Source organism: Pseudomonas sp. FR229a (assembly GCF_030209115.1).
Taxonomy (GTDB): Bacteria; Pseudomonadota; Gammaproteobacteria; order Pseudomonadales; family Pseudomonadaceae; genus Aquipseudomonas; species Aquipseudomonas moraviensis_A.
In genome coordinates, this window is sequence record NZ_JARVSP010000023.1 from 63,059 (window position 1) to 89,735 (window position 26,677).

The window sequence follows — 26,677 nt, forward strand, 5'->3', positions numbered from 1 at the left end:
CAGACTTTTCATGAAGGCTTCTGCGAATGCTCGCTGCGTCACTGATCTTCCTGCTGACCATCACCCTCGTCATCTGGCAACCCAAAGGCCTCGGCGTCGGCTGGAGTGCAATGCTGGGCGCCGTGCTGGCGTTGATCTTCGGCGTCGTTCATCTCACGGATATTCCGCTGGTCTGGCAGATCATCTGGAACGCCACCGGCACCTTCGTCGCACTGATCATCATCAGCCTGCTGCTCGACGAGGCCGGCTTTTTCAATTGGGCGGCGCTGCATGTGGCGCGTTGGGGGCGGGGCAGTGGGCGCAAGCTGTTTGCCTTCATGGTGCTGCTCGGCGCGCTGGTCTCGGCGCTGTTCGCCAATGACGGCGCGGCGCTGATTCTCACGCCGATCGTGATTTCAATGCTGCTGGCGCTGCGATTTTCGCCAGCGGCGACCCTGGCCTTCGTCATGGGCGCCGGATTTATCGCCGATACGGCGAGCCTGCCGCTGGTGGTGTCGAACCTGGTCAACATCGTTTCCGCGGACTTCTTCCATATCGGCTTCAACCGCTATGCCGCGGTGATGGTGCCGGTCAACTTCGTCAGCGTTGCGGCGACGTTGGGCATGTTGCTGTGGTTCTTTCGCCGCGACATTCCTGCGTCTTACGACCCTGAACAACTGGAAAACCCGAGCACTGCGATCCACGACAAGGCGACGTTCCAAGCCGGTTGGGCGGTGCTGGTGATCCTGTTGATCGGCTGCTTCGCCCTCGAACCGCTGGGCATTCCGATCAGCGCAATTTCCGCGGTGTGCGCCGCGCTGCTGCTGGGTATCGCCGCGCGCGGCCACAAGATCTCCACGCGCAAAGTGATGAAAGAAGCGCCGTGGCAGATCGTGATTTTCTCGCTGGGCATGTACCTGGTGGTGTACGGCCTGCGCAATGCCGGACTCACCAGTTACCTCGCCGGGTGGCTGGACGTATTCGCCGGCCACGGCGTGTGGGGTGCGGCCATGGGCACCGGGGTTTTGACGGCGCTGTTGTCGTCGATCATGAACAACCTGCCGACTGTGCTGATCGGCTTGCTGTCGATCGACGCGAGTCAGGCCAGCGGGGTGATCAAGGAGGCGATGATCTATGCCAACGTGATTGGCAGCGACCTGGGGCCGAAGATCACCCCGATCGGCAGTCTGGCGACCTTGTTGTGGCTGCATGTGCTGGAGCGCAAGGGCATCCATATTGGCTGGGGCTATTACTTCCGTGTCGGAATTGTGTTGACCGTACCGGTGTTGCTGGTGACGTTGGCGGCGTTGGCTTTGCGGCTTTCGCTGTAGACCGGGCTGACCCCAATCGCGAGCAGGCTCACTCCTACAATTTGAAATGCGTTCCCCTGTAGGAGTGAGCCTGCTCGCGATGGCGGTGGGTCAGACACCACAAATCTCAGGCTTGGCCGGGGACATTCGGCCAGAGATCCGCCACCAGGAACAACCGCTCCGCCTCTTCCCATTCCCCTTGGGCATTCTCGGTCAGGCGCACCATCAATTGCGCCGGGGCCAACGCTGGCAGGTCTTGCAGCCACAAACGCAAATGCTCATCCGCCCAGACCTGGTCCGCCGGGTAGTGCGCCGGCGCCAGCCAGGCGTGGCGGGGCAGGGGTTGCCAGCGTCCTGGCGGACGTTGCGCGACAAACGCCGGCCAGTCCTGCTGATGCAGCCAACTGCCACGCAGATGTTGCGGATGGGCGCCGTTCGGTGAGTCGGCCTGCCCCGGCCACGGATACAGCAGATAACCGCCCAGCCACAATTGCGCGCTGAAGGTTTCGATATCCAGTGCCGCCAGCACTTCGCGGCTTTCCGGACGCGCCGAGATCGGTAATTGATGCTCGGCCAGATGCGCCAGTTTGCGATCCAGCCGGTCATGGCAGCCTGGCCCGAGCCACTGCGCCGGATCGCGGCCATCGCCAGCCTGCGGTCCGAGGTAGAGCTTGATCGCCAGTTCCAGATGGTGCACGCCGTCGCGGTCACGCAGCAGCATGTCCAGTTCGCCGAGGGTGTGCCCGGCGCGGCGGATCGGCAGGTTGGCGGCGATCAGGTCGATGCCCGGTGCGTGCTCCACGGCGAACTGCCACAGGCGTTCGTAATACAGGCCCAGACGCCGGGTGCGCGCCTGGGATAGCCATTGCAGCAGGCCGTAACTGTCGCGGTCGAGCTGACGCAACCAGTGTTCGAGACGCTGCGGGTCGTGCACCCAGTCGCTGCCGGCCAGCGGATGACGCTGCGGCCACGGCGTGTCGGCGAGCATCGGCGGCGCGAGGATCACCCACGCCAGGTCCCGCACTTCGGGATGGCGTAATTGATGGGGCAGCTGAAGCAAATCGGGAAACAGGATCATCTTGCGAGCATAGCCTTAAACCTGAGCCCACCCTTGAGGCTGAAAGGATTTTGTCTATCTGGCGCTTTCGCCCATAATCGGGTTTTCGCGTTTTCGATTGTCCGCAGAGGTCCCATGGAGCAATTTCGTAATATCGGCATCATCGGTCGCCTGGGCAGTTCCCAGGTGCTGGATACCGTCCGCCGACTGAAACGCTTTCTGCTCGACCGTCACCTGCATGTGATCCTCGAAGACACCATCGCTGAAGTCCTGCCGGGCCACGGCCTGCAAACCTCGTCGCGCAAGATGCTCGGCGAAGTCTGCGACATGGTCATCGTCGTCGGCGGTGACGGCAGCCTGCTCGGCGCCGCGCGGGCGCTGGCCAGGCACAATATTCCGGTTCTGGGCATCAACCGTGGCAGCCTTGGCTTCCTCACTGATATTCGCCCGGACGAGCTGGAAATTAAGGTCGCCGAAGTGCTCGACGGCCACTATCTGGTGGAAAACCGCTTCCTGCTGCAAGCCGAAGTGCGTCGCCATGGCGAGGCCATCGGGCAGGGCGATGCGCTCAACGATGTGGTGCTGCACCCGGGCAAATCGACGCGGATGATCGAGTTCGAGTTGTACATCGACGGCCAGTTCGTCTGCAGCCAGAAGGCCGACGGCCTGATCGTCGCCACGCCCACCGGGTCCACTGCCTACGCGTTGTCTGCCGGTGGTCCGATCATGCATCCCAAGCTCGACGCTATTGTGATTGTGCCGATGTACCCCCATACCTTGTCGGGACGGCCAATCGTGGTCGATGGCAACAGTGAGCTGAAAATCGTCGTGTCCAAAGATATGCAGATCTACCCGCAGGTCTCCTGCGACGGTCAGAACCACTTCACCTGCGCACCGGGCGACACCATTACCGTGAGCAAGAAAGCGCAGAAACTGCGCCTGATTCATCCGCTCGATCACAATTACTACGAGGTGTGCCGGACCAAGCTTGGCTGGGGCAGCAAGCTGGGGGGTGGAGGCGACTGATGCTCGATCCCGCGCGCAGTTACGACCTGATCGGTGACGTGCACGGATGCGCTCTGACCCTCGAACACTTGCTGGACCGTCTCGGTTATCACAAGCAGGGCGGGGTCTGGCGCCATCCTTCACGCATGGCGGTGTTCGTCGGCGACATCATCGACCGTGGCCCGCGGATTCGCGAGGCGCTGCATATCGTCCACGACATGGTCGAGGCGGGGCAGGCGCTGTGCATCATGGGCAACCATGAATTCAACGCGCTCGGTTGGGTGACTCCGGCGCCACCGGGCAGCGGGAAGCAGTTCGTGCGCGAACACACCAAGCGCCATGCGCGCCTGCTGCAGGAAACCCTGACGCAATTCGAAAACCATCCGGGCGACTGGCATGACTTCCAGCAGTGGTTCTACGAGCTGCCGCTGTTCGTCGATGCCGGACGCTTCCGCGTCGTCCACGCCTGCTGGGATGCCGGCTTGATCGAGCCGCTGCAGGCGTTGTTCCCCGACGGCTGCGTCGATGAGCATTTCCTCCAGGCGTCGGCGGTTCCCGGCAGTTTCGCCTGCACCGTGTTCGACCGCTTGCTGCGTGGCACCGATATGCGCCTGCCGGGCGGCCTGACCATGACCAGCGGCGACGGTCTGGTGCGTTCGTTCTTCCGCACCAAGTTCTGGGAAGACGACCCGAAAACCTACGGCGATATCGTGTTCCAGCCAGATGCGTTGCCGGAACCTGTCGCGCAAACGCCGTTGACGTCCATTGAAAAGAATTCCCTGCTGCGCTATGGCGTCGACGAGCCGTTGCTGTTCGTCGGCCACTACTGGCGCAGCGGCAAACCGGCGCCGATCCGCCCGAACCTCGCGTGCCTGGATTACAGCGCCGTGCTCTACGGCAAACTGGTGGCCTATCGTCTGGATCAGGAAACGCGCCTGGATCCGCAAAAATTCGTCTGGGTCGATGTCGAGCGGCCGGAGGTGCTGCAATGAGTGCGGTAGCGGTATTGCGCCTGCCGTTGGCGGTGGATTTGAGCGGCTTCGTCAAGCTGCTGCAACGTATGCAAGTGCCCCATCGGGTCAGCGAAGAAGCGGGCGAGCAGGTGCTGTGGGCGCCGGAGGAAATCAGCGAGGACGTGCGTTCGCTGTACGAGCGCTTCCCGGCCGGCGACCCGGATCAGCAACTGGACATGCCTGGGGGCCAGACCTTCAAAAGGCCGGGTTTTGCCGAGCAGCTGAAACACGCCAGGGCCACCGGATTCATTCTGCTGTTGAGCCTGATCGTCGGCGGTCTGACCTTTCTCGGCGAAAATCTGGAAACGCTGCGCTGGCTGACCTTCCTCGATTTCCGCGTGATTGGCGAGTACATCCACTTCACGCCGCTGGCCGACAGTCTGGCGGCAGGGCAGTGGTGGCGGCTGATCACGCCGATGCTGATCCACTTCGGCATCCTCCATCTGGCCATGAACGGCATGTGGTACTGGGAGCTGGGGCGGCGCATCGAGTCGCGCCAGGGCAGCATCAACCTGATCGGCCTGACGCTGCTGTTCAGTCTGGTCTCCAACTACGCGCAGTTCGTCTGGAGCGGCCCGAGCCTGTTTGGTGGGCTGTCCGGCGTGCTCTACGGTTTGCTCGGGCATTGCTGGATCTTCCAGTTGCTGGCGCCGAACCCGGCCTATCGCCTGCCGCGCGGTGTGCTGGTGATGATGCTGGTATGGCTGGTGGTGTGCATGTCCGGGCTGGTCTCGCTGATCGGTTTCGGCCAGATCGCCAACGCCGCGCACCTGAGCGGGTTACTCATCGGATGCTTCACCGGTTTGTTGGGCGGTTTGTATAACCGCCGTAAACTGGCCGTCTAAAATTTTTGCTTCAGTAAAGAGCACGGAGACCCTGATGTCCTCTTTCAACGACATGATCAGCAACATCACCCCGGACATCTACGAGAGCCTGAAACTGGCCGTGGAAATCGGCAAATGGTCGGACGGCAACAAACTCACCGCCGAACAGCGCGAGCTGTCGTTGCAGGCGATGATCGCCTGGGAAATCCAGAACCTGCCGGAAGACCAGCGCACCGGTTACATGGGCCCGCAAGAGTGTGCGTCGAAGTCGATCGAAGTGCCGAACATCCTGTTCAAGTCGGATGCCATCCATTGATCGAGATTGGCCGCGGTGCAATCAGCAAAATGTCGGCGCGCCTGGACGGGCCGAACGTGCAGTACGCGTTTCGTCTGGATGACGTCGAGGTGCCGGTCAATCCGTTGATCGGCAGTACGCTGCGTCTGGAGTTCCTCGGAGCAATCCATTGCAGCCATTGCGGGCGCAGGACCAAAACCAGTTTCAGTCAGGGCTATTGCTACCCGTGCATGACCAAACTGGCGCAGTGCGACCTGTGCATCATGAGCCCCGAGCGCTGCCATTTCGACGCCGGCACCTGCCGCGATCCGGAGTGGGGCGAGAAATTCTGCATGACCGACCATGTGGTTTACCTGGCCAATTCGTCAGGCATCAAGGTTGGCATCACCCGTGCTACGCAGTTGCCGACCCGCTGGCTCGATCAGGGCGCGAGTCAGGCGCTGCCGATCATGCGCGTGTCGACACGCCAGCAATCGGGGTTTGTCGAAGACCTGTTCCGCAGCCAGGTGGCGGACAAGACCAACTGGCGCGCATTGCTCAAGGGCGACGCGGCGGCGGTGGATCTGGCGCAGGTGCGCGATCAGTTGTTCGAAAGCTGCGCCGAAGGCCTGCAAGGTTTGCAGGAGCGATTCGGCCTACAGGCAATTCAGACGATTGCCGATGTCGAACCGCTGGAAATCCGCTATCCCGTCGAACAGTACCCGGCGAAAATCGTCAGCTTCAACCTGGACAAGAACCCGATTGCCGAAGGCACGCTGCTGGGGATCAAGGGCCAGTACCTGATCTTCGACACCGGCGTGATCAACATTCGTAAATACACGGCCTACCAGCTCGCCGTGCATCAATAAGGATTCCAGCATGCGCACCGAACAACCGAAGATGATTTACCTCAAGGACTATCAGGCGCCCGAGTACCTGATCGACGAAACGCACCTGACCTTCGAGTTGTTCGAGGACCACAGCCTGGTTCACGCGCAACTGGTGATGCGCCGCAACCCCGAGCGCGGCGCCGGCCTGCCGCCGCTGGTGCTCGACGGCCAGCAACTGGAGTTGCTCTCGGTGACGCTGGCGGACCAGGAGCTGAGCGCTGCCGACTATCAGGTCTCCGACAGCCACCTGACCCTGCAGCCAACCAGCGAAACCTTCACGCTCGACACCAGCGTGCGCATCCACCCGGAAACCAATACCGCGCTGGAAGGCCTGTACAAGTCCGGCACGATGTTCTGCACCCAGTGCGAGGCCGAAGGTTTCCGCAAGATCACCTATTACCTCGACCGCCCGGACGTGATGAGCAAGTTCACCACCACAGTGGTGGCCGAACAGCACAGCTACCCGGTGCTGCTCTCCAACGGTAACCCGATCGCTTCCGGCCCTGGCGAAGACGGCCGGCACTGGGCGACCTGGGAAGATCCGTTCAAGAAACCGGCGTACCTGTTTGCGCTGGTCGCCGGTGATCTGTGGTGCGTCGAAGACACCTTCACCACCATGAGCCAGCGCAATGTCGCGCTGCGCATTTACGTCGAGCCGGAAAACATCGACAAGTGCCAGCACGCGATGAACAGCCTGAAGAAATCCATGCGCTGGGATGAAGAGGTCTACGGTCGCGAGTACGATCTGGACATCTTCATGATCGTCGCGGTCAACGATTTCAACATGGGCGCGATGGAGAACAAGGGCCTCAACATTTTCAACTCCAGCGCCGTGCTGGCCCGCGCCGAAACCGCCACCGACGCCGCGCACCAGCGGGTCGAGGCGATCGTTGCCCACGAATATTTCCACAACTGGTCGGGCAACCGCGTGACCTGCCGCGACTGGTTCCAGCTGTCGCTCAAGGAAGGCTTCACGGTGTTCCGCGACGCCGGTTTCTCCTCGGACATGAACTCGGCGACGGTCAAGCGCATTCAGGACGTGGCCTATCTGCGCACCCACCAGTTCGCCGAAGATGCCGGCCCCATGGCCCACGCCGTGCGCCCGGACAGCTTCATCGAGATTTCCAACTTCTACACCCTGACCGTGTACGAAAAGGGTTCGGAAGTGGTTGGCATGATCCACACCTTGCTCGGTGCCGAAGGCTTCCGTAAGGGCAGCGATCTGTATTTCGAACGCCACGACGGTCAGGCCGTGACCTGCGACGACTTCGTCAAGGCCATGGAAGACGCCAATGGCGTCGACCTCAGCCAGTTCAAGCGCTGGTACAGCCAGGCCGGCACGCCACGTCTGGCAGTGTCCGAGTCCTATGACGCCGCCGCGAAAACCTACAGCCTGACCTTCCGCCAGAGCTGCCCGCCGACCCCGGACAAGGTGGAAAAACTACCGTTCGTGATTCCGGTCGAGCTCGGCCTGCTCGACAGCCAGGGCAACGAAATCGCCCTGCGTCTGGCTGGTGAAGCCTCGGCACAAGGCACCACTCGGGTGATTTCGGTCACCGAAGCCGAACAGACCTTCACTTTCATCGATATCAACGAACAGCCGTTGCCATCGCTGCTGCGTGGCTTCTCGGCGCCGGTGAAACTGAGCTTCCCGTACAACCGCGATCAACTGATGTTCCTTATGCAGCACGACAGCGACGGCTTCAACCGCTGGGATGCCGGTCAGCAATTGTCGGTGCAAGTGCTGCAGGAATTGATCGCTCAGCATCAGAAGGGCGAGAGCCTGACGCTCGATCCGCGTCTGGTGTCGGCGCTGCGCACGGTGCTGTCCGACGAGTCGCTGGATCAGGCGATGGTTGCCGAAATGCTCTCTCTGCCGGGTGAGGCGTATCTGACCGAGATCAGCGAAGTGGCCGACGTCGAGGCGATTCATGTCGCGCGCGAATTTGCCCGCAAGCAACTGGCCGAAGGCTTGTTCGAAGCGCTGTGGCTGCGTTATCAGGCCAACCGCGATCTGTCGAAAAAGACTCCGTACGTAGCCGAGGCCGAGCACTTCGCCCGACGCGCGCTGCAGAATATTGCCCTGTCGTACCTGATGCTCAGCGGCAAGCCGGAAGTCCTGGCGGCAGCGCTGGAGCAGTTCGAGACGGCCGACAACATGACCGAGCGCCTGACTGCGCTGGCGGTGCTGGTCAACTCGCCGTTCGAAGAGCAGAAGGCCGTGGCTTTGGCCAGTTTCGCCGAGCACTTCAAGGACAATCCGCTGGTCATGGATCAGTGGTTCAGCGTGCAGGCCGGCAGCACCTTGCCAGGCGGGCTGGAGCGCGTGAAGGCGTTGATGCAGCACCCGGCGTTCAACATCAAGAACCCGAACAAGGTGCGCGCACTGATCGGTGCCTTCGCCGGACAAAACCTGATCAACTTCCACGCGGCGGACGGCTCCGGCTATCGCTTCCTCGCCGATCTGGTGATCGAACTGAACGGCTTCAACCCCCAGATCGCCTCACGCCAACTGGCGCCGCTGACCCGCTGGCGCAAATACGACAGCGCGCGTCAGGCGCTGATGAAGGGTGAGCTGGAGCGGATCCTGGCGTCCGGAGCGTTGTCCAGCGACGTGTATGAAGTGGTAAGCAAAAGCCTGGCGTAACCCGATCCTGTAGGAGCTGTCGAGTGAAACGAGGCGGCGATCTTTTGATTTTGATGATCACCGCCCCTCACCCTAACCCTCTCCCAGAGGGAGAGGGGACTGACCGAGGTGCCTTTTTCTATCCGCCGACCTGAATTACCGAGTCGAACTCAGGATCTGAAAAGCCCTCGATCGGCTCCCTTTCCCCCTCTCCCATTGGGAGAGGGCAAAGCAGACACAAAAATGCCGCTCAACGAGCGGCATTTTCATTGGCACAAGAAACAGCTATTTACGCAGGTCAAACCGGTCCAGATTCATCACCTTCGTCCATGCCTTGACGAAATCGTTGACGAACTGCGTCTTCGCGTCGGAACTGGCATACACCTCGGCCAAGGCGCGCAATTGCGCATTCGAGCCGAACACCAGATCCACCCGCGTCGCCGTCCATTTCGCCGCTCCGGTCTGGCGATCGCGACCCTCGAACTCGTCGGCATCCCGCGAGGTCGGCGTCCACTCCACACCCATGTCCAGCAGGTGGGTGAAGAAGTCATTGCTCAGCGCTTCGGGTTTGTCGGTGAATACGCCATGCTTTGTCTGCCCGACGTTGGTGTTCAACACCCGCAGACCACCCACCAGCACGGTCATTTCCGGCGCGGTGAGGGTGAGCAATTGCGCCTTGTCGATCAGCAGGGTTTCCGCCGCAACCGTGTATTTGCCTTTGCTGTAATTGCGGAAACCGTCGGCGATCGGTTCGAGGAAGCCGAACGATTCGACATCGGTCTGCTCCTGCGAAGCATCGACGCGGCCCGGTGAGAATGGCACCGACACCGAATGCCCGGCGTTTTGCGCGGCTTTCTCCACCCCGGCATTGCCGGCCAGCACAATCAAGTCAGCCAGCGAGATCTTCTTGCCACCGGCCGCGCCGTTGTTGAACTCGTTCTGAATGCCTTCGAGTGTGCTCAGCACCTTGTCCAGTTGCTCCGGCTGGTTGGCCTGCCAGAACTTCTGTGGGGCCAGACGCAAGCGCCCGCCGTTGGCACCGCCGCGCTTGTCCGAGCCGCGGAAGGTCGATGCTGCCGCCCACGCGGTGGAGACCAGTTGCGAGACCGACAGTCCTGAATCCAGCACCTTGTTCTTCAGCGCCGTGGCGTCGCTGTCATCGATCAGCGCATGGGTTACGTCGGGCAGCGGGTCTTGCCAGAGCAATTCCTCTTGCGGCAGTTCCGGGCCGAGGTAGCGAGAGAGTGGCCCCATGTCGCGATGGATCAGCTTGTACCAGGCGCGGGCGAACGCGTCGGCGAGCTGATCGGGATTGGCCAGGAAGCGCCGCGAGATCTGCTCATAGGCAGGATCGAAGCGCAGCGCCAGGTCGGAGGTGAGCATGGTCGGCGAGAGCTTCTTGTTCGGATCGTGAGCGTGGGGAACGGTGCCGGCACCGGCGCCGTTTTTCGGTTGCCATTGATTGGCGCCCGCCGGGCTTTTGCTCAGCTCCCATTCGAAGCCGAACAGGTTTTCCAGATAGTTGTTGCTCCACTGCGTTGGCGTGGTGGTCCAGGTGACTTCCAGGCCGCTGGTGATGGTGTCCGCGCCTTTACCGGTGCCGAAGGCGTTTTTCCAGCCCAGACCTTGTTGTTCAAGGCCGGCCGCTTCCGGTTCGGCACCGACATTGTCGGCAGGGCCGGCGCCGTGGGTTTTGCCGAACGCGTGGCCGCCCGCAATCAGCGCCACGGTTTCTTCGTCGTTCATGGCCATGCGGCCGAAGGTTTCGCGAATGTCCTTGGCCGAGGCCACCGGGTCCGGGTTGCCTTCAGGACCTTCCGGGTTTACGTAGATCAGGCCCATCTGCACGGCGGCGAGGGGATTTTCCAGATTGCGTTCGCCCTGATCGGTGCGGCTTTCTTCACGGCCATGCAAATCAGGCTCAGCCACCAGCGTGCCGTCGCCGGGCTCTTGAACCGGGCCATTGCTCTTGCCGTAACGGTTGTCGCCGCCCAGCCACTCGGTTTCCGAGCCCCAATAAACGTCTTCATCCGGCTCCCAGACATCCGCGCGGCCGCCGGAGAAACCGAAGGTCTTGAAGCCCATGGATTCCAGGGCGACGTTGCCGGTGAGCACGATCAGGTCGGCCCAGGAAATGTTGCGTCCGTATTTTTGCTTGATCGGCCAGAGCAGGCGGCGGGCCTTGTCGAGGCTGACGTTGTCCGGCCAGCTGTTGAGCGGCGCAAAGCGTTGCTGACCGGAACCGGCACCACCCCGGCCATCGGCGGTGCGATAGGTCCCGGCGCTGTGCCACGCCATGCGCACGAACAACGGACCGTAATGGCCGAAGTCGGCTGGCCACCAGTCCTGGGAGTCGGTCATCAGCGCTTTGATGTCTTGTTTCAGAGCCTGGAAGTCGAGGCTTTTGAAGGCTTTGGCGTAGTCGAAGTCCTGGCCCAGCGGATCGGACTTGGGTGAATGCTGGCTGAGGATCTTGAGGTTGAGTTGGTTCGGCCACCAGTCACGGTTCGTCGTACCGCCACCGGCGGCGTGGTTGAACGGGCATTTCGATTCGTTTGCCATGTTCGTATCCCTATCAGGTCTGCGGCCGGCTCGTGCCGACTTCGGACTGGTAAGGCTAGACCCGAGTTGGCAACTCAGCTAATAGCCCGACTATTGGACACTGATAGGCAAACTCTTTCGCCGCACATGCAGGAGCTGCCGAAGGCTGCGTTTTTTTGATCTTGTTGTTCACCGATAAATCAAAAGCAAAGATCGCAGCCTTCGGCAGCTCCTACAGGGGTTAGCTCGATTGCGCGGTGTCGTCCTCCGGCACGTCGTCGAGGATGTCGTCCTGGCCAGGCAATTCGGTGATGACGCTGAAGTCGCTGACTTCAACCGCGCCATTCCCATACCCCAACAAATGAAACGAAAAGGCCTTGCGCGGTTGTGGGTTGTCGAAACTGAAATCCATCTCCAGTGGCTGATCCGCCGTGGCGACCATTTCTGCCGGCAGGCCCAGTTGCACGTCCTGTTCGAATTCCTTGGCCTTGAGCTGAATGTACGCGGCCTGCTGCGGATCGACCGAGCGTACGGTGAGGCGGACGCGGGTGTGCGAGCCTTTGGGCATTTCCAGGTACTGCGCGCCGATCAGGTTGTCGGCCCAGTCATCCTTTATCTGCGCTTGCAGAGGGATGATGTTGTTGCTGCCGAACTGGTAGCGATGGTTGAGCGGCGTGCGCAGCAAGGACAGGTCCAGGGCGTCGGCGCGCGCGGCGATCTGCCGGGCCGGGTGGCCGCTGTAGGTGCCTTTATAGGTGGCGCTTTCGGCGATGAAGCCGGGGCTTTGGTAATAGCGGCAGCGGCGCGGCAGGTCGCACTCGGAGAAAATGCCCTGACCGTTGTGGTAGCGCAGTTTGCCGTTGGTGAACGACATGATTTCGCGCCCGGAATCGTAGTCGCGAAACAGCGACCGGCCGCTCAGCGCCGTCGGTACAGGCAGGTCGAAATAGTCGAGGATCGAAGTGCTCAGATCGACGTGGCCGTACACCCCGGCATTCAGGCGCGGCAGTTGCGCTTGCTCCGGCGCCAGCGTCAGGTTGAAACCCCACGACGAGGCCAGCCGCACGCCGTCGATTCCGTGGGATTCATCCGAGGTGATCACCACCAGTGTGTCTTTCAGAATGCCCTGGCGTTCCAGCCCCGAAAGAAACTGGTCCAGCGCATCGTCGAGGTAACCAACGGCGGCCTGCTTCGGCGTCTCATAGCGCTGCAGATAATCGTCCGGTGCGGAGTAGGGCTGGTGGGTGCCGACTGTCAGCAGCGTGAGCATCCACGGCTGTTTGTGATTTTTCAGTTGGCCGACGTAATTCAGCGCGCCTTCGAAAAACGCCTTGTCATCCTTGCCCCACGGGAACTCCAGATAGTTGCTGTTGCTGAACCATTCCAGGCCATGGGTCGCATCGAAACCGATGTGCGGCATGATCTTGTCTTTGGCCATGAAACGCAGTCCGGCGCCCTGTAAATAGTGGGTGCTGAAACCGTGCTCGCGCAGCTGCGCCGGCAGGCAGGCCTGATTGCGCTCGTTGAGAGTGAGCATTTCCACGCCCTTGGGCGTGCCGTTGTTGAGCTTGTCGTAGTCACCGCAGAGCATGGCGTACAGACCGCGAATGGTCTGATGGGTGTGCAGCACGTAATCCGGTGTGTTCATGCCGCGCTCGGCCCAGCGGCTGAGGTTGGGCATCAGGTCTTCCTGATAATGACTGCCGATCGCCTCGCGGTTGGCACGGATGTAGGCGCCGGGAATGCCTTCCAGGGCGATGATCAACACGTTGCGCGCCTGACCCGGCGCGGTCAGCAGCTTCTGGCCATTGAGGTCGACGTCGGTGAGCCCCGCCATTGCGGGCGTCGGCTCTTCGAGGTCACCGTCCAGCCATTCCTCGGCCTGGATCTGCAGGTCGGCGACTTCACTGGCGAGCAGTTGATGCGGCAGGTTGTACAGGCGCCATGCGTCGCCGTCGTTCGGCCACAGGTTTTGCGCAGCCCAGTGTGCGGCGAACAACACCATTGGCGCGGCCCAGAACGCGCGCGGCAGTGCCGGACGAGAAAGACCACGTCCGGCCACTTGAGTGAGCAGCCAGAAACTCAATGCCCCCAACAAAGCGAAAGCCAGGGCAGGGTGCGCAAGTCCGCCGCCGGTGGAATTCTCGACGAACTGCGGGTCGATCAAATAGTGAATATCCGAAGGCGTCGGCAGGCGGCCGACGGCGCTGACCAGTTCTGCCGTGGCGATCGCCAGCAGCGCCCAGAACACCAGCACCGGCAAGGCCAGCCACCAGGCGCGACGATGCAGTGCTACCACCAGCAGACTGCCGACGGCCAGATCCGATAAAAAGCCCAGCGGTGTCGACCAGCCCAACGCCGCGCGCAGGCACACCGGTACGATCAATAACAAAACGATCAGGGACAGGAGGCGGGCATTCGGCCGCCGCAGCCAGTTGAAAAGAGCACTCACAAAAAAGGCCTGCATGTCATCAAAGGGTCAAAAAAGTGTGGGTGATGATACCAAGGACAGGCGGGCTGATCGGCTTTTTAAACCTGCGGCTGGCGAACCTTTAAATGTCGTGGGGCCAGATCGGGCACGGGTTCCGGAAGTATTGCCGCTTTACAGTCAGCGCAGTTTTTTGTTTCAGACTGTTGTAAGTACGTCCGCCTGTCGCGATATCCACGCGACAGACATCAAACCGCTCAGTGCTATCGATATGCGATAAAGATATTTAATTTCTATTTTTTATAGCTATAAAGTCAGGCCTTTCAGCCCACCCCCATGCTGCGAGGTTGTCATGGCCACACCGTTCAAACGTTCCGCGCTGACTCTGTTGGCCGCTACTCTGGCAGCGGGCGCGCTGTTCAGTAGCGGCGCCCAGGCCGAAGGCAAAATCAGCATCGCCCAGCAATTCGGCATTGGTTACCTGATTCTCGACGTCGTGCGCGACCAACAACTGATCGAGAAACATGGCAAGGCCCAGGGCCTGGAGATCAAGGTCGACTGGAACAGTATTTCCGGCGCCACCGCCATGAACGAAGCGCTGCTGACCGGTGCGCTGGACGTGGTCTCGGCCGGCGTGCCGCCGATGCTCACCGTGTGGGACCGCACCAAGGGCAAACAGAACGTCAAAGCCATCGCCGCGCTGGGTTCGATGCCCAATTATCTGCTGACCAACAACCCGAACATCAAAACCCTCAAGGACTTCAGCGACAAAGATCGCATCGCCGTGCCAGCCGCGGGCGTGGGGTTCCAGTCGCGCACGCTGCAGATCGAAACCGCCAAGGAATTCGGCGACGACCAGTTCAAGAAGTTCGACAACATTTCGGTCAGCCTGCCGCACCCGGACGCCACCGCCGCGCTGATCGCCGGCGGCTCGGAAATCAACTCGCATTTCTCCAGCCCACCGTTTCAGTATCAGGCTCTGCAAACCCCTAACGTGCACAAAGTGCTGAGTTCCTACGACATCCTCGGCGGCCCGGCGACGTTCAACGTGCTCTACACCACAGAAAAATTTCACGACGAAAACCCGAAAACCTACAAGGCGTTCTACGACGCACTGGCTGAAGCCGAGAAAATCATCAAGGCCGACAAACCCGCCGCCGCCCAGGCCTATATCCGCGTAGAACAATCGAAACTGCCGCTGGCCCTGGTCGAGCAAATCGTCAAAGACCCGGAAATCGACTTCACCGTCGTACCGCAACGCACGTTCATCTATGCCGAGAAATTGCAGGAACTGGGTGTGTTGAAAAACAAGGCGGCGAGCTGGAAGGATTATTTCTTTGAAGAGGCGCATGGTGGTGCGGGGAGTTGAGGGATTGGGCATCACCCGGCACTACTGTGGGAGCGAGCCTGCTCGCGAAAGCGTCAGGTCATTCGACATCTTCGTGACTGACACACCGTGATCGCGAGCAGGCTCGCTCCTACAGGGGATTTGCGGCGGATGCGGAATCGGGCATCACCCGGCACTACTGTAGGAGTGAGCCTGCTCGCGATGGCGTCAGTTCATTGAACATTTTCGTGACTGACACACCGTGATCGCGAGCAGGCTCGCTCCTACAGGGGATTTGTGGCGGATGCGAAATGGGGCATCACCCGGCACTACTGGGGGAGCGAGCCTGCTCGCGAAAGCGTCAGGTCATTCGACATTTTCGTGACTGGCACACCGTGATCGCGAGCAGGCTCGCTCCTACAGGGGATTTGCGGCGGATGCGAAGTGGGGCATCACCCGGCACTACTGTGGGAGCGAGCCTGCTCGCGATGGCGTCAGGTCATTCGACATTATCGTGACTGACACACCGTGATCGCGAGCAGGCTCGCTCCTACAGGGGATTTGCGGCGGATGCGAAATGGGGCATCACCCGGAACTAGTGTAGGAGTGAGCCTGCTCGCGATGGCGTCAGTTCATTGAACATTTTCGTGACTGACACACCGTGATCGCGAGCAGGCTCGCTCCTACAGGGGATTTGTGGCGGATGCGAAATGGGGCATCACCCGGCACTACTGTAGGAGTGAGCCCGCTCGCGATGGCGTCAGGTCATTCGACATTTTCGTGACTGACACACCGTGATCGCGAGCAGGCTCGCTCCTACAGGGGATTTGCGGCGGATGCGAAGTGGGGCATCACCCGGCACTACTGTGGGAGCGAGCCTGCTCGCGATGGCGTCAGGTCATTCGACATTTTCGTGATTGACACACCGTGATCGCGAGCAGGCTCGCTCCCACAGATTTTATGTCAGGCGAATAGCATGTCCGTCAGCGATCAATGCATCTTGCTGTGATCGTGGCCGCCCATGTTGGTCAGCGCGCGAACCGGTGCTTTGACCTCAATGATTTCTTTCTCGCCCTTGGCGTTTTCCACGGTCAGGGTCAGCGGTACGCTTTCGCCTTCCTTCAACTGACCGGTCAGGCCCATCAGCATGACGTGGTAGCCGTTCGGGTCGAAGCTCACGGCTTTGCCGGCAGGCAGGTCAACCGACTTCACCGGGCCCATGGTCATGACGTCGTTCTTCATGCTCATCTCATGAATCTGCACATCCTTGGCCACTGGCGAGGCGACGCTGAGCAGTTTGCTGTCGCTGTCGGCGGTGACGGTCATGAACGCGCCGCTGGCAGACTGGGTCGGCACGGTCGCACGGACCCAGGCGTCGTCGACTCTGGTCTGCGCCGACGCCTGAAAGGCCAGGCCGAGCAGGGACAGTGCACACACGGTGCGTTTGATGTGGTTCAGAACGGGATGCATCAGCAGACCTCCATAACAGTAAGCAAATCTTCCGTGCACTCTTGGGCTGTCAGCGAAGTGGACAGGCCCAGGCGCAACTCACCACGCGAGTCGTAGACGTAGCTGGTGGACGTATGGGAGATGGTGTAGGTGTCGCCGGCCGGGACTTTTTCGTAGAACACGTCGAATTCCTTGGCGGTGGCCTTGGTTTCCTCAAGCGTGCCGTACAGCGCGACGAAGCTCGGGTCGAAGGCTTTGACGTAGGCGTCGAGGATCTGCGGCGTGTCGCGTTCGGGATCGAGGGTGATGAACACCACTTGCAGGCGGTCGCCGTCGCGGCCCATGAGTTTCTTGATCTGCGCGGCGCGGGCCAGGGTGGTGGGGCAAACGGCCGGGCATTGGGTGAAGCCGAAAAAGATCATCGGCATCATCCCGCGAAAGCTCGACAGCGACATGGTTTCGCCTTCAGGGTTCTTCAGCTTGAAGGTGCGTCCGAGGATCTTGTCGCTCAGATCCTTGCCGTACTTGTACGACAGTTGGCCACGGGTATCGCAACCGGCGAGCAGGCCGAGCCCGAGCACGCCCATTCCCGCAAGTACCTTGCGGCGAGTCAACAAAGCCGTCATCTAATACCGCCTTTTGCAGCCCGCAAGTCGGCAGGACTGGCGGGGGGTTAACCGTAAAAGCGCCGCATGATAGCAAACTGAGGCTGATCGCCGGCCGCCGATCGCCGCGCGGTGCCGGATCGGGCGACAAAAGGTGTAAGAAGAAATGACCGAAGATCAGCGCAGCGCCGGCTCCTCCGTCTGCCAGCCACCGCCCAGCGCGGTGTACAGATTGACCTCTGCAACCAGTTGCGCGAGGCGGTCGCTGATCAAGGCTTGTTGCGAAGTGAACAGCGAACGCTGCGCATCGAGAAAGGTCAGGCTGCTGTCGACGCCGTTGCGATAACGGTTCTGCGCCAGGTTGTAGTAGTCCTGCGTGGCTTGCACCAGATCGCCCTGGGCCTGCAGTTGCTGCGCATAGCTGCTGCGCGCCGCCAGTCCGTCGGCGACTTCCTGAAACGCCGTCTGGATCGATTTTTCATACTCGGCGACGGCCACGTCTTTTTGCAGCCGCGCGTAATCCAGACTCGCCCGCAGGCTGCCGGCATTGAAGATCGGCAGGCTGATCTGCGGCTGGAACGTCCACGCGCCGGAGCCTGCGCTGAACAGCCCGGAGAGATCGCGACTGGCGGTGCCGGCACTGGCGGTCAGGCTCACGTTGGGGAAAAACGCTGCGCGCGCCGCGCCGATGTTGGCGTTGGCGGCTTTGAGCCGGTATTCGGCCTGGAGAATGTCCGGGCGCCGTTGCAACAGATCCGACGGCAGCCCGGCCGGCAGCGGCGATACCAGCTCACTGGCCAGTGGCAGCGCCGGCAATTGCTCGGGTACCGGCGCACCCACCAGTAAGGTCAGGCTGTTCAGGTCCTGGGCTACCAGACGCTGATAGCGCGCCAGATTGACCCGCGAACTGTCGACGCTGGTCCGCGCCTGCGCCTGCTCCAGCGCCGAAGACTTGCCAGCCTCACGGTTGCGCGTGGTCAGGTGCAGGCTCTGCTCGTCCGCGGCGAGGGTGTCGCGGCTCAGTTCCAGCAATTGCTGATCGGCGCGCCAGGTCAAATAGGCGCTGGCAACGTTGGCCACCAGACTCAGCTCGGCACTGCGTCGCGCTTGCTCAGTGGCGAGCCAGCTCTGCAACGCTTGTTCGCTGAGGCTGCGCACCCGACCGAACAGGTCCAGCTCATAAGCACTGATGCCCAGATTGACCGTGTACGCCGAGGTGATTTGCGCCGGGCCGCCGGTGACGCTGGACGGCAGGCGCTGGCGCAACTCGTTGGCGTTGGCCGACACCGCCGGCAGCAGGTCGGCGCGCTGAATGCGGTATTGCGCCTGAAACGCTTGAACATTCAGCGCTGCCACGCGCAGGTCGCGATTATTGCTCAGCGCGGTTTCGATCAGTTGCTTGAGGGCCGGGTCGTTGAACAGCGTGTGCCAGTCTTCGCGGTTCGTGGTCGGCTGGGTCGCCACCGGGTACTGCGCGGCGCTTGGCGACGGCGGTCGCTCATAATCAGGGATCAGCGAACACCCGGCCATGAGTAGAGCCATGCACAATAGGGGAAGGCGTAAGCTCGAACACCTGCGTTTCGGCTGCACATGCGGTAAAGGTCGAGAAGGGTTCAAGCGCCGGCCATCCATTTTGCCAGGCCATGTCGCCCGCTGACACCCAGTTTGGCGGCAGCGCGCTTGAGATACGTCTCGATCGAGCTGTTCTTGACCCGCAGTTTTTCCGCCATTTGCGGCACGGTGGCGCCGGTCAGCAGACCCAGACAGACTTCCTTCTCGCGGGCCGACAGGACAATGGCGCTCAACGCCAGCCGCTCATCGAAGACCTGCGCCAGCGGCGCCTGCTCCAGCTCGGCCAGCGCCGGGCGAGGCAAGCGGGCGAGGCTTTGTCGGGTCATTTGCGCGTGCCGCTCGATCAGCGGCAGCAAGGTGTCGGACAGGCTTTTCAGAAACGCCAGCTCCGGCAGGGAGAACACCCGCTGGGTATGCGGCCGGTACACCGAGATCACACACCGGCGATTGGACGTGCGTGACACCAGATTGCATTGATGCACGCCGTGTTGCGGATGGCGTGGCAGCAAGGAGGCTTTCAACTGGATCAGCAGTGAGTCGTTCATCTCGATCATTTTCTGCAACAGCGGATGATCGTCCGGTCGCTCGATCGCTGCATGGCATTCGCCAGCCGAAGGCAGGCCCGCACAGCCCAGCGGTTTGATCTCGACCACGCTGGCCTGACGCTCATCCAGCGTCCACTCACTGAGGTCGAGGCGGTTGACCGGCACCAGCGTGTCGACCAACTGGAACATGTTGCTGGCGAAATGATCGTCGCCGGTGCTGGCTATCAACTCTCCAAGTTGCCAGTAGAAATGCGGGTTTTCCATGTTGCGAATACTGCCGGTCAGATTCATATCCTTCTCATCCCTGGTTCAGAGTCATCACCGCTTCGTCTACCGTTCATGCACACGTCACCGCGCAATCATTTCTCCTTGAACTGAGCTGCAGCGGAATTTAATCCTATGCATTTGTCCTGCGTCTGTAGGGGAAAACAGGGACACAAAGTGCCACTATTTCCGCTGAGATGCTGATGGCAGGCGGCTGCGCTCAATCGGCATGCGTGACTGATGAGTCATGCCGAACGCCCGGATTATCGGCAGATGAAGTCGTCCCGGCGTCGACTGCCCAGCGAAAAGCGCTACTTCGGAATGGTGTTTTTCCTACAGATTTTTCAGTCGTTGCTTCAGCAAACAGGGCGCGGCGCCCCTGAGTTCGGGGGGTTCAGGGCGAGTGGGGCAGGGAAGCGTTGCGCTTGTCCGGGTTTCAGGTGTCATCCCGTAAACGGGGCCGATGCTTGAATATCCGGCAAATCACATGAGATGGATCTTATGCAGCCTACTTCTGCTCCCGCAGCGGACGATCTGTCCGTGCCTCGCGAAACCTTTGCGCTGACCGCCGCCCAACGAGATATCTGGCTCGATCAACTCAGTCGCGGTGATTCGCCGCTGTACAACATTGGCGGATACGTAGAGCTAAATGGCCGGCTAGACCCAGCGGTCATGCAGGCAGCGCTGCAATCGCTGGTCGCCAACAATGATGCGTTACGCACCGTCCTGTTCCCGGGCGCCGGGGCCGATGGCATGCCCCTGCAAACTTTCGCCTCGACGATGCCGGTGGCCGTGCCGCTGTTTGATCTAGCGGCGCTGGACGATGCGCAAGCGGCGGCGCAGGCGTTGGTAAAGCAGCAAATGCAGCAGGTCTATCGCCTGGACGGCGAGCCGTTGTTCCGTTTCTGTCTGATTCGTCTGGACGAAGAGCGTCATTGGCTGGCGACCCAGGCCCATCACCTGATTCTCGACGGTTGGGGCTTTGGCCAGATGCTCAAGTCGCTGGGCGAGATCTACAGTGCACTAAGCGAGGGACAACCAGCGACCCTTTCGGCGCCGTCCTATGTCGATTTCATTGCCGACAACGCGCGCTATCAGGGTTCGGATCGGCACGCCCGCGATCGCGCCTATTGGCTGGACAAGTACCGGACGCCGCCGGAGCCGTTGCTCCTGCCGCGCCATCGTCAGGATTCCGGCCAAGTGTCGCGAGCGGCGCAGGCACATGTGCAAGTCATGCCCGCGTTGCTGCATCAGCGCATGCAGCAAGCGGCGCGAGAGCATGGCGCTTCGGCGTTTCATGTTTTCTTGGCGGCCTTGCACGTGTATTTCAGCCGCACCGCGCAGCGCGACGATTGGGTGGCGGGCCTGCCGATTCTCAACCGCTCCGGTGCCCGTTTCAAAAACACCCTCGGCCTGTTCGCCCAGGTCAGCGCGGTGCGCCTGGATTTTGCTCGGGACTTGCCATTTGCGCAGTTGGTGCAAGCCATCGCCGCGCAACTGAAACAGGATCTGCGCCATCAGCGGTTTTCCCTGAGTGAAATGAATCGCGCGCTCGGCCTGCTGCGCGAGGACCGCGCCCAATTGTTCGAAGTATCGGTGTCCTACGAGCAGGACGACCACGATTACCGCTACGGCGCGGCCTCGGCGCGCACCGTCAAAGTCTCCAACGGCCACGAAGCCACACCGCTGGCGATCCATCTGCGCAGCAATCGCTTCGACGCTCAGGCCTGGCTGCATCTGGTCTACGACCAGGCGTACTTCGATGCCCAGGAAGTTGAAGCGCTGGGCGCACGGTTGCTGTTGATTCTCGAGCAGGGGCTGGAGCAACCGGCGCTGTCGACGGCAGAGTTCTGTCTGAGCACCGCAGACGAAGCGCAGCTGTTGCAGCAATGGAACGACACGCGGATGGATTTTCCGCAGGGCCAGAGCATTGCCCAGCGTTTCAGCGCGCAAGCAGACCAGCGTCCTGACGCCATCGCTGCTGTTTATCAAGGGCAGCAACTGACCTATGGCCAACTCAACAGCCAAGCCAATGACCTCGCCCGACATCTGCTTGAACTCGGGGTAAAACCCGATGATCGCGTCGCCGTGGTCGCCCGGCGCGGGCTCGATACGCTGGCGGGACTGCTCGCTGTGCTCAAGGCCGGCGCAGCTTATGTGCCGATCGACCCGGCGCAGCCGCGCGAGCGTTTGAGCTATTTGCTGACGGACAGCGCACCGCTGGCCGTGCTGATCCACAGTGATTTGCGCGCTCGCTTGCCGCTGCTGCAGGTGCCGGTGATTGCCCTTGATCAACCTGATTGGCCGACCGCCAACGAGGCTGACCCGGTAGTGGCGGGAGTGACCGTGGACAACCTCGCCTACGTGATTTACACCTCCGGCTCCACCGGCCTGCCCAAAGGCGTAATGGTCGAGCATCGCACGCTGGGCAATCTGATCGACTGGCATTGTGAGGCCTTCAGCCTCGGCCCCGGCCAGCACACCTCCAGCCTCGCCGGATTCGGCTTCGACGCGATGGCCTGGGAAATCTGGCCGGCCCTGTGTGCTGGCGCGACCCTGCATCTGGCACCGGCCCGTGAAGGCAGCGAAGACATCGATGCGCTGCTGACTTGGTGGCGTTCGCAACCGCTGGATGTGAGTTTCCTGCCCACGCCCGTCGCCGAATATGTCTTCAGCCGCAAAATCAAGCATCCGACCCTGCGCACCCTGTTGATCGGCGGCGATCGTCTGCGCCAGTTCAATCGTGCGCAGTCATTCGAAGTGATCAACAACTACGGCCCGACCGAGGCCACTGTGGTCGCGACGTTCGGCAGAATCGAGCCAGGACGAGCGCTGCATATCGGCCGACCAGTGAGCAACGCCACGGTGCATGTCCTCGACCAACAGCAGCGGCCACTGCCGATCGGCGTTACCGGCGAGCTGTACATCGGCGGCGCCGGTATTGCCCGGGGATACCTGAATCGCCCGGAGCTGACGGCCGAACGCTTTCTGCGCGACCCGTTCAGTACTGACCCGGCGGCGCGCCTGTATCGCAGCGGCGATCTGGTGCGCTGGCGCGCCGACGGCACCCTTGAATATCAGGGGCGCAGCGATGATCAGGTGAAAATCCGTGGTGTGCGTGTGGAACCGGGCGAAGTCGAGGCCGCGCTGAGTCGCCATGACGCGGTTCAGGAGGCAGTGGTGCTGGCGCGGGACGGCCAGTTGCTGGCGTGGTTCAGCGAACGCCGACCGGTGCAAGTCCTTGAGTTGCACACCTTTCTGCAAGCGCATTTGGCCAGTGCCCTGCTGCCGCAGGCGTACGTGCGTGTGCCGGCGATGCCGCTGACCGCCAATGGCAAAATCGACCGCAAGGCCTTGCCGGCCCCGGGCGCGGAAGCGTTGATACGCCGTGAATATGAAGCGCCCCAGGGCGAAGTGGAAAGCGTATTGGCGCAGATCTGGGCCGAGGTTTTGCAAGTAGCGCGAGTCGGGCGCCACGACCATTTCTTCGAACTGGGCGGGCACTCGCTGCTGGCAGTGAGCCTGATCGAACGTATGCGTCAGCTCGGCATGAGTTGTGATGTGCGCGTGTTGTTTGGCCAACCGACGCTCGCTGCACTGGCGGCGGCCGTTGGCAGTGGGCGCGAAATCGAAGTGCCGGCCAATCGCATTGCCGCCGGTTGCACCGCTATCAGCCCCGACATGCTGGCGCTGATCGAGCTGGATCAGGCCACTCTCGATCGCGTTGTCGCCAGCGTGCCCGGCGGCGCGGCCAACGTGCAGGATATCTACCCGCTGGCGCCGCTGCAGGACGGCATCCTTTATCACCACATCACCGCCGCGCAGGGCGATCCGTACCTGCTGCAATCACATTTGGCGTTTGCCAGTCTGGAGCGCGTCGAGGCCTTCGCCGACGCTTTGCGTGCGGTCATGGCGCGCCACGACATTCTGCGCACCGCGGTGGTCTGGGAGGGGCTGGTCACGCCAGTGCAAGTGGTGCTGCGCCACGCCGAACTGCCGCTGCAGGAGATCGAAATCGATCCTGCCCAGGGCGACGTTCTTGAGCAATTGCATCAGCGCTTCGATGCCCGGCGCTATCGCCTCGACGTCAGTCAGGCACCGCTGCTGCGCTTGCTGTTTGCCCATGATCCCGGCAACTCGCGGCTGGTCGGCGTGTTGCTGTTCCATCACCTCGCGCTCGATCACATAGCCCTTGAAGTGCTGCGCGCAGAAATGTCCGCCAGCCTCGCCGGACTGCGCGAGCCTCTGCCGCCGGCGGTGCCGTACCGCAATTATGTGGCGCAAGCGCGGCTGGGCGTCAGCGAAGCGGAACATGAGGACTTCTTCCGTGAAATGCTCGGCGATATCGATGAGCCGACCTTGCCGTTCGGTTTGCACGACGTACAAGGCGATGGCCGGGGTATCGAAGAATCGCAGCAACATCTGGCCAGCGAACTGGATGGCCGACTGCGCCAGCAGGCGCGCCGACTCGGTGTCAGCGTCGCCAGCCTGATTCATCTGGCCTGGGCGCGGGTACTGGCGGCAACCTCGGGGCAGGAGCGCGTGGTGTTCGGCACGGTGTTGATGGGCCGCATGCAGGGCGGCGCTGGCGCTGATCGTGCGTTGGGGGTGTTCATCAATTCCTTGCCGTTGCGCGTCGATGTCGACGCTGCGGCGCGAACCGCCGTGCAGGCGACCCACCGGCGCTTGACCGGTTTGCTCGGGCACGAACACGCATCGCTGGCACTGGCCCAGCGCTGCAGCGGCGTGGTCGCGCCGACGCCGCTGTTCAGCGCACTGCTCAACTATCGCCACAGCGAGCCGCAGCTCGGCCAGGCAGAAGGGCCGCAGTGGCAGGGCATCGAAACCCTCGCCAACGAAGAACGCACCAACTACCCGCTGACCCTGAGCGTCGACGATTTTGGCGATGGTTTGCAGTTGACCGCCAGAGCCGCGACCAGCATCGGCGCGCGCCGCATCGGCGACTACATGCACACGGCCCTGGGCGGGCTGATCGAGGCACTGGAGCATGACTCGGATCTACCGCTGAGCCGACTGCCGATTCTGTCACCGGCAGAGCGAGATCAGTTGCTGACCTGCTTCAACGCCACCGCAGTTGACTGCCCACTCGAGCAACCGCTGCACGTGTTGTTCGAGCAGCAGGTGCAACACCGACCGGACGCGACTGCCTTACAGGCCGGCGACGCGCACCTGAGCTGGCGGCAACTCAACGAACAGGCCAACCGTCTGGCCCGTCACCTGCGTGAGCAAGGCGTGGGACCCGATGCGCGGGTGGCGATCTGTGTCGAGCGCAGTCTCGAGCTGGTGATCGGCCTGCTGGCGATTCTCAAGGCTGGTGGCGCCTACGTGCCGCTGGACCCGGATTATCCGCTGGCGCGTCTCGAATTCATGTTGCGCGACAGTGCCCCGGTGGCAGTGCTGCTGCATGCAGCGACCCGCGACCTGCTGGGGGACACGGATGTAACCGTGGTCGACCTCGACCGCAGCACTTGGGACGAGGCATCAAGCGATAATCTGCAGGTGGCGGACCTGAGTGCGGCGAACCTGGCTTACATGATCTATACCTCGGGCTCTACCGGCACGCCCAAGGGCGTGATGATCGAGCATCGCAGTGTCTGCAACCTGATGCACTGGGGCTCGCAGATCCGCCCGCCGACCGAGGACGGCGCGCTGTTGCAAAAGGCGCCGTTCAGTTTCGACAGTTCGGTATGGGAGATTTTCTGGCCGTTGAGCGCCGGTCTGCGCCTGGTGCTGGCGCGCCCCGACGGCAACCGCGATTCGGCCTACGTCACGCAAGTGATTCGTGAACAGCGCATCAGCGTGGTCAAGTTCGTCCCGGCGTTGTTGCAGCAGTTCCTCGAGCAGGAAGACGTCAGCAGCTGCACCAGCCTCACCGACGTGTTCTGCGGCGGCGGCGACCTGACCATCGCCATGGTCCGTGCCGTGCGCGATCGCTTGCCGTGGGTGCGCCTGCACAATGTGTACGGCCCGACCGAAACCACGGTCGACAACAGCGCCTGGACCCTCGAACCCCATGAACCGCTGCCCGAGCGGGTCATCCCGATCGGCAAGGCACTGTGCAACACGCGGCTGTATGTGCTCGATCGCAACGATCAGCCGGTGCCACTGGGCGTCAGCGGCGAGCTGCACATCGCGGGCGTTGGCGTCGCCCGCGGTTATCACCAGTTGGCGCAGATCCAGGCCGAACGCTTTATCGACAGCCCATTTGTGGCGGGTGATCGCTTGTATCGCAGCGGCGATCGGGTGCGCTATCAGGCAGACGGCAATCTCGAGTTTCTCGGCCGCACCGACTTCCAGCTGAAACTGCGCGGCCTGCGTCTGGAACCGGGAGAAATCGAAGCGCGGCTGCTCGAGCATGCTGCCGTGCGCCAGGCCGTGGTGCTGGTGCGCGATGAGCGCCTGGTCGCCTATTTCACCGTGGGCGAAGGCCACCCGGCGCCTGCCATCGACGCGCTGCGTGAGCATGTCTTGCAGCAATTGCCCGAGTACATGGTGCCAGCCGCCTTCGTGCTGCTGGCGGCGATGCCACTGACGCCGAATGACAAGGTTGATCGCAAAGCCTTGCCGGCCCCCGGCGCCGAACACCTGCTCAGCCGCGCCTACGTGGCGCCGGAGGGCGACCTCGAACAGGCCGTGGCGCGGGTCTGGGCCGAGACGCTGGGCATCGAGCAGATCGGGCGCAACGACAATTTCTTCGAGTTGGGCGGGCATTCGTTGCTGGCGGTCAGTCTGGTGGCACGCATGCGTCAGGCCGGGCTGCACGTCGACGCCCGCACGCTGTTCAGTCAGCCGACGCTGGCGGCACTGGCGGCGCAGACCTCGCGGCAGACGCACAAGGTCGACATCGCGCCCACCACCATTCCGCAGCTCAACCGCAAGCGGCGGATCTGACCGGGCCAGGGCGTCTGCGCTGCTGTGCGGAGCGGGGCTTGTCCCGGCTTCCCATG

At 61.9% G+C, this 26,677-nt stretch carries 16 protein-coding genes; 9 read left to right on the forward strand and 7 right to left on the reverse strand.

Annotation, left to right across the window (positions count from 1 at the left end):
* The first annotated feature begins 26 nt into the window (after positions 1–26).
* Positions 27–1,310: an arsenic transporter gene (locus QRN33_RS19195; RefSeq protein ID WP_285409562.1), complete on the forward strand. Its 1,284-nt coding sequence runs from the start codon at positions 27–29 to the stop codon at positions 1,308–1,310.
* 106 nt (positions 1,311–1,416) lie between these two features.
* On the opposite strand, the gene QRN33_RS19200 is transcribed toward QRN33_RS19195, so the two are convergent.
* Positions 1,417–2,367, reverse strand: coding sequence for a DUF1853 family protein (locus QRN33_RS19200; protein WP_064362002.1), 951 nt, complete (start codon positions 2,365–2,367; stop codon positions 1,417–1,419).
* A 114-nt stretch (positions 2,368–2,481) separates the two neighbouring features.
* On the opposite strand from QRN33_RS19200, the gene QRN33_RS19205 reads away from it, so the two are divergent.
* From QRN33_RS19205 to pepN, 6 genes are read left to right on the forward strand one after another with little or no spacing between them, the layout of a single operon-like run.
* Positions 2,482–3,372, forward strand: a complete 891-nt coding sequence (locus QRN33_RS19205; RefSeq protein WP_041480619.1) for an NAD(+) kinase — start codon at positions 2,482–2,484, stop codon at positions 3,370–3,372.
* Entirely contained in the window at positions 3,372–4,343 is a 972-nt protein-coding gene (locus QRN33_RS19210) for a metallophosphoesterase (protein ID WP_064362001.1), read from the forward strand. The genes QRN33_RS19205 and QRN33_RS19210 overlap by 1 nt, the downstream gene beginning before the upstream one ends.
* Positions 4,340–5,209 (forward strand): rhomboid family intramembrane serine protease, encoded by an 870-nt coding sequence (locus QRN33_RS19215; RefSeq protein ID WP_285409563.1) that lies wholly within the window; start codon positions 4,340–4,342, stop codon positions 5,207–5,209. The genes QRN33_RS19210 and QRN33_RS19215 overlap by 4 nt, the downstream gene beginning before the upstream one ends.
* A 34-nt stretch (positions 5,210–5,243) precedes the next feature.
* Complete coding sequence (locus QRN33_RS19220) at positions 5,244–5,504, forward strand: YeaC family protein (protein WP_042609561.1); 261 nt, start codon at positions 5,244–5,246, stop codon at positions 5,502–5,504.
* Positions 5,501–6,331, forward strand: a complete 831-nt coding sequence (locus QRN33_RS19225; protein WP_042609562.1) for a DUF2797 domain-containing protein — start codon at positions 5,501–5,503, stop codon at positions 6,329–6,331. Before QRN33_RS19220 ends, QRN33_RS19225 begins: the two co-directional genes overlap by 4 nt.
* Before the next feature lie 10 nt (positions 6,332–6,341).
* Entirely contained in the window at positions 6,342–8,999 is a 2,658-nt protein-coding gene (gene pepN / locus QRN33_RS19230; RefSeq protein ID WP_285409564.1) for an aminopeptidase N, read from the forward strand.
* A gap of 264 nt (positions 9,000–9,263) precedes the next feature.
* On the opposite strand, the gene katG is transcribed toward pepN, so the two are convergent.
* Both katG and QRN33_RS19240 read right to left on the reverse strand, forming a co-directional pair.
* The gene (katG, locus tag QRN33_RS19235) at positions 9,264–11,540 is read right to left on the reverse strand and encodes a catalase/peroxidase HPI (protein ID WP_285409565.1); all 2,277 of its coding nucleotides are present in this window, start codon (positions 11,538–11,540) and stop codon (positions 9,264–9,266) included.
* Positions 11,541–11,760: 220 nt separating this feature from the next.
* Positions 11,761–13,971 (reverse strand): LTA synthase family protein, encoded by a 2,211-nt coding sequence (locus tag QRN33_RS19240; RefSeq protein ID WP_285409566.1) that lies wholly within the window; start codon positions 13,969–13,971, stop codon positions 11,761–11,763.
* Positions 13,972–14,299: 328 nt separating this feature from the next.
* Between QRN33_RS19240 and QRN33_RS19245 the strand changes: the two genes are divergently transcribed.
* On the forward strand, positions 14,300–15,316 hold the full coding sequence (locus QRN33_RS19245; protein WP_285409567.1) for an ABC transporter substrate-binding protein: 1,017 nt from the start codon (positions 14,300–14,302) through the stop codon (positions 15,314–15,316).
* 948 nt (positions 15,317–16,264) lie between these two features.
* Here the strand turns inward: QRN33_RS19245 and QRN33_RS19250 are convergent.
* The 4 genes from QRN33_RS19250 to QRN33_RS19265 form a co-directional block, all read right to left on the reverse strand.
* Complete coding sequence (locus tag QRN33_RS19250; protein ID WP_285409568.1) at positions 16,265–16,744, reverse strand: copper chaperone PCu(A)C; 480 nt, start codon at positions 16,742–16,744, stop codon at positions 16,265–16,267.
* Positions 16,744–17,349, reverse strand: coding sequence for an SCO family protein (locus tag QRN33_RS19255; protein WP_016774221.1), 606 nt, complete (start codon positions 17,347–17,349; stop codon positions 16,744–16,746). Before QRN33_RS19255 ends, QRN33_RS19250 begins: the two co-directional genes overlap by 1 nt.
* Before the next feature lie 156 nt (positions 17,350–17,505).
* Entirely contained in the window at positions 17,506–18,870 is a 1,365-nt protein-coding gene (locus QRN33_RS19260) for an efflux transporter outer membrane subunit (RefSeq protein ID WP_285409569.1), read from the reverse strand.
* A 71-nt stretch (positions 18,871–18,941) separates the two neighbouring features.
* Complete coding sequence (locus tag QRN33_RS19265; protein WP_083353086.1) at positions 18,942–19,736, reverse strand: helix-turn-helix transcriptional regulator; 795 nt, start codon at positions 19,734–19,736, stop codon at positions 18,942–18,944.
* Positions 19,737–20,210: 474 nt separating this feature from the next.
* On the opposite strand from QRN33_RS19265, the gene QRN33_RS19270 reads away from it, so the two are divergent.
* A complete protein-coding gene (locus tag QRN33_RS19270; protein WP_285409570.1) occupies positions 20,211–26,621 on the forward strand; it encodes a non-ribosomal peptide synthetase in 6,411 nt (2,136 codons plus the stop codon).
* Positions 26,622–26,677 lie beyond the last annotated feature (56 nt).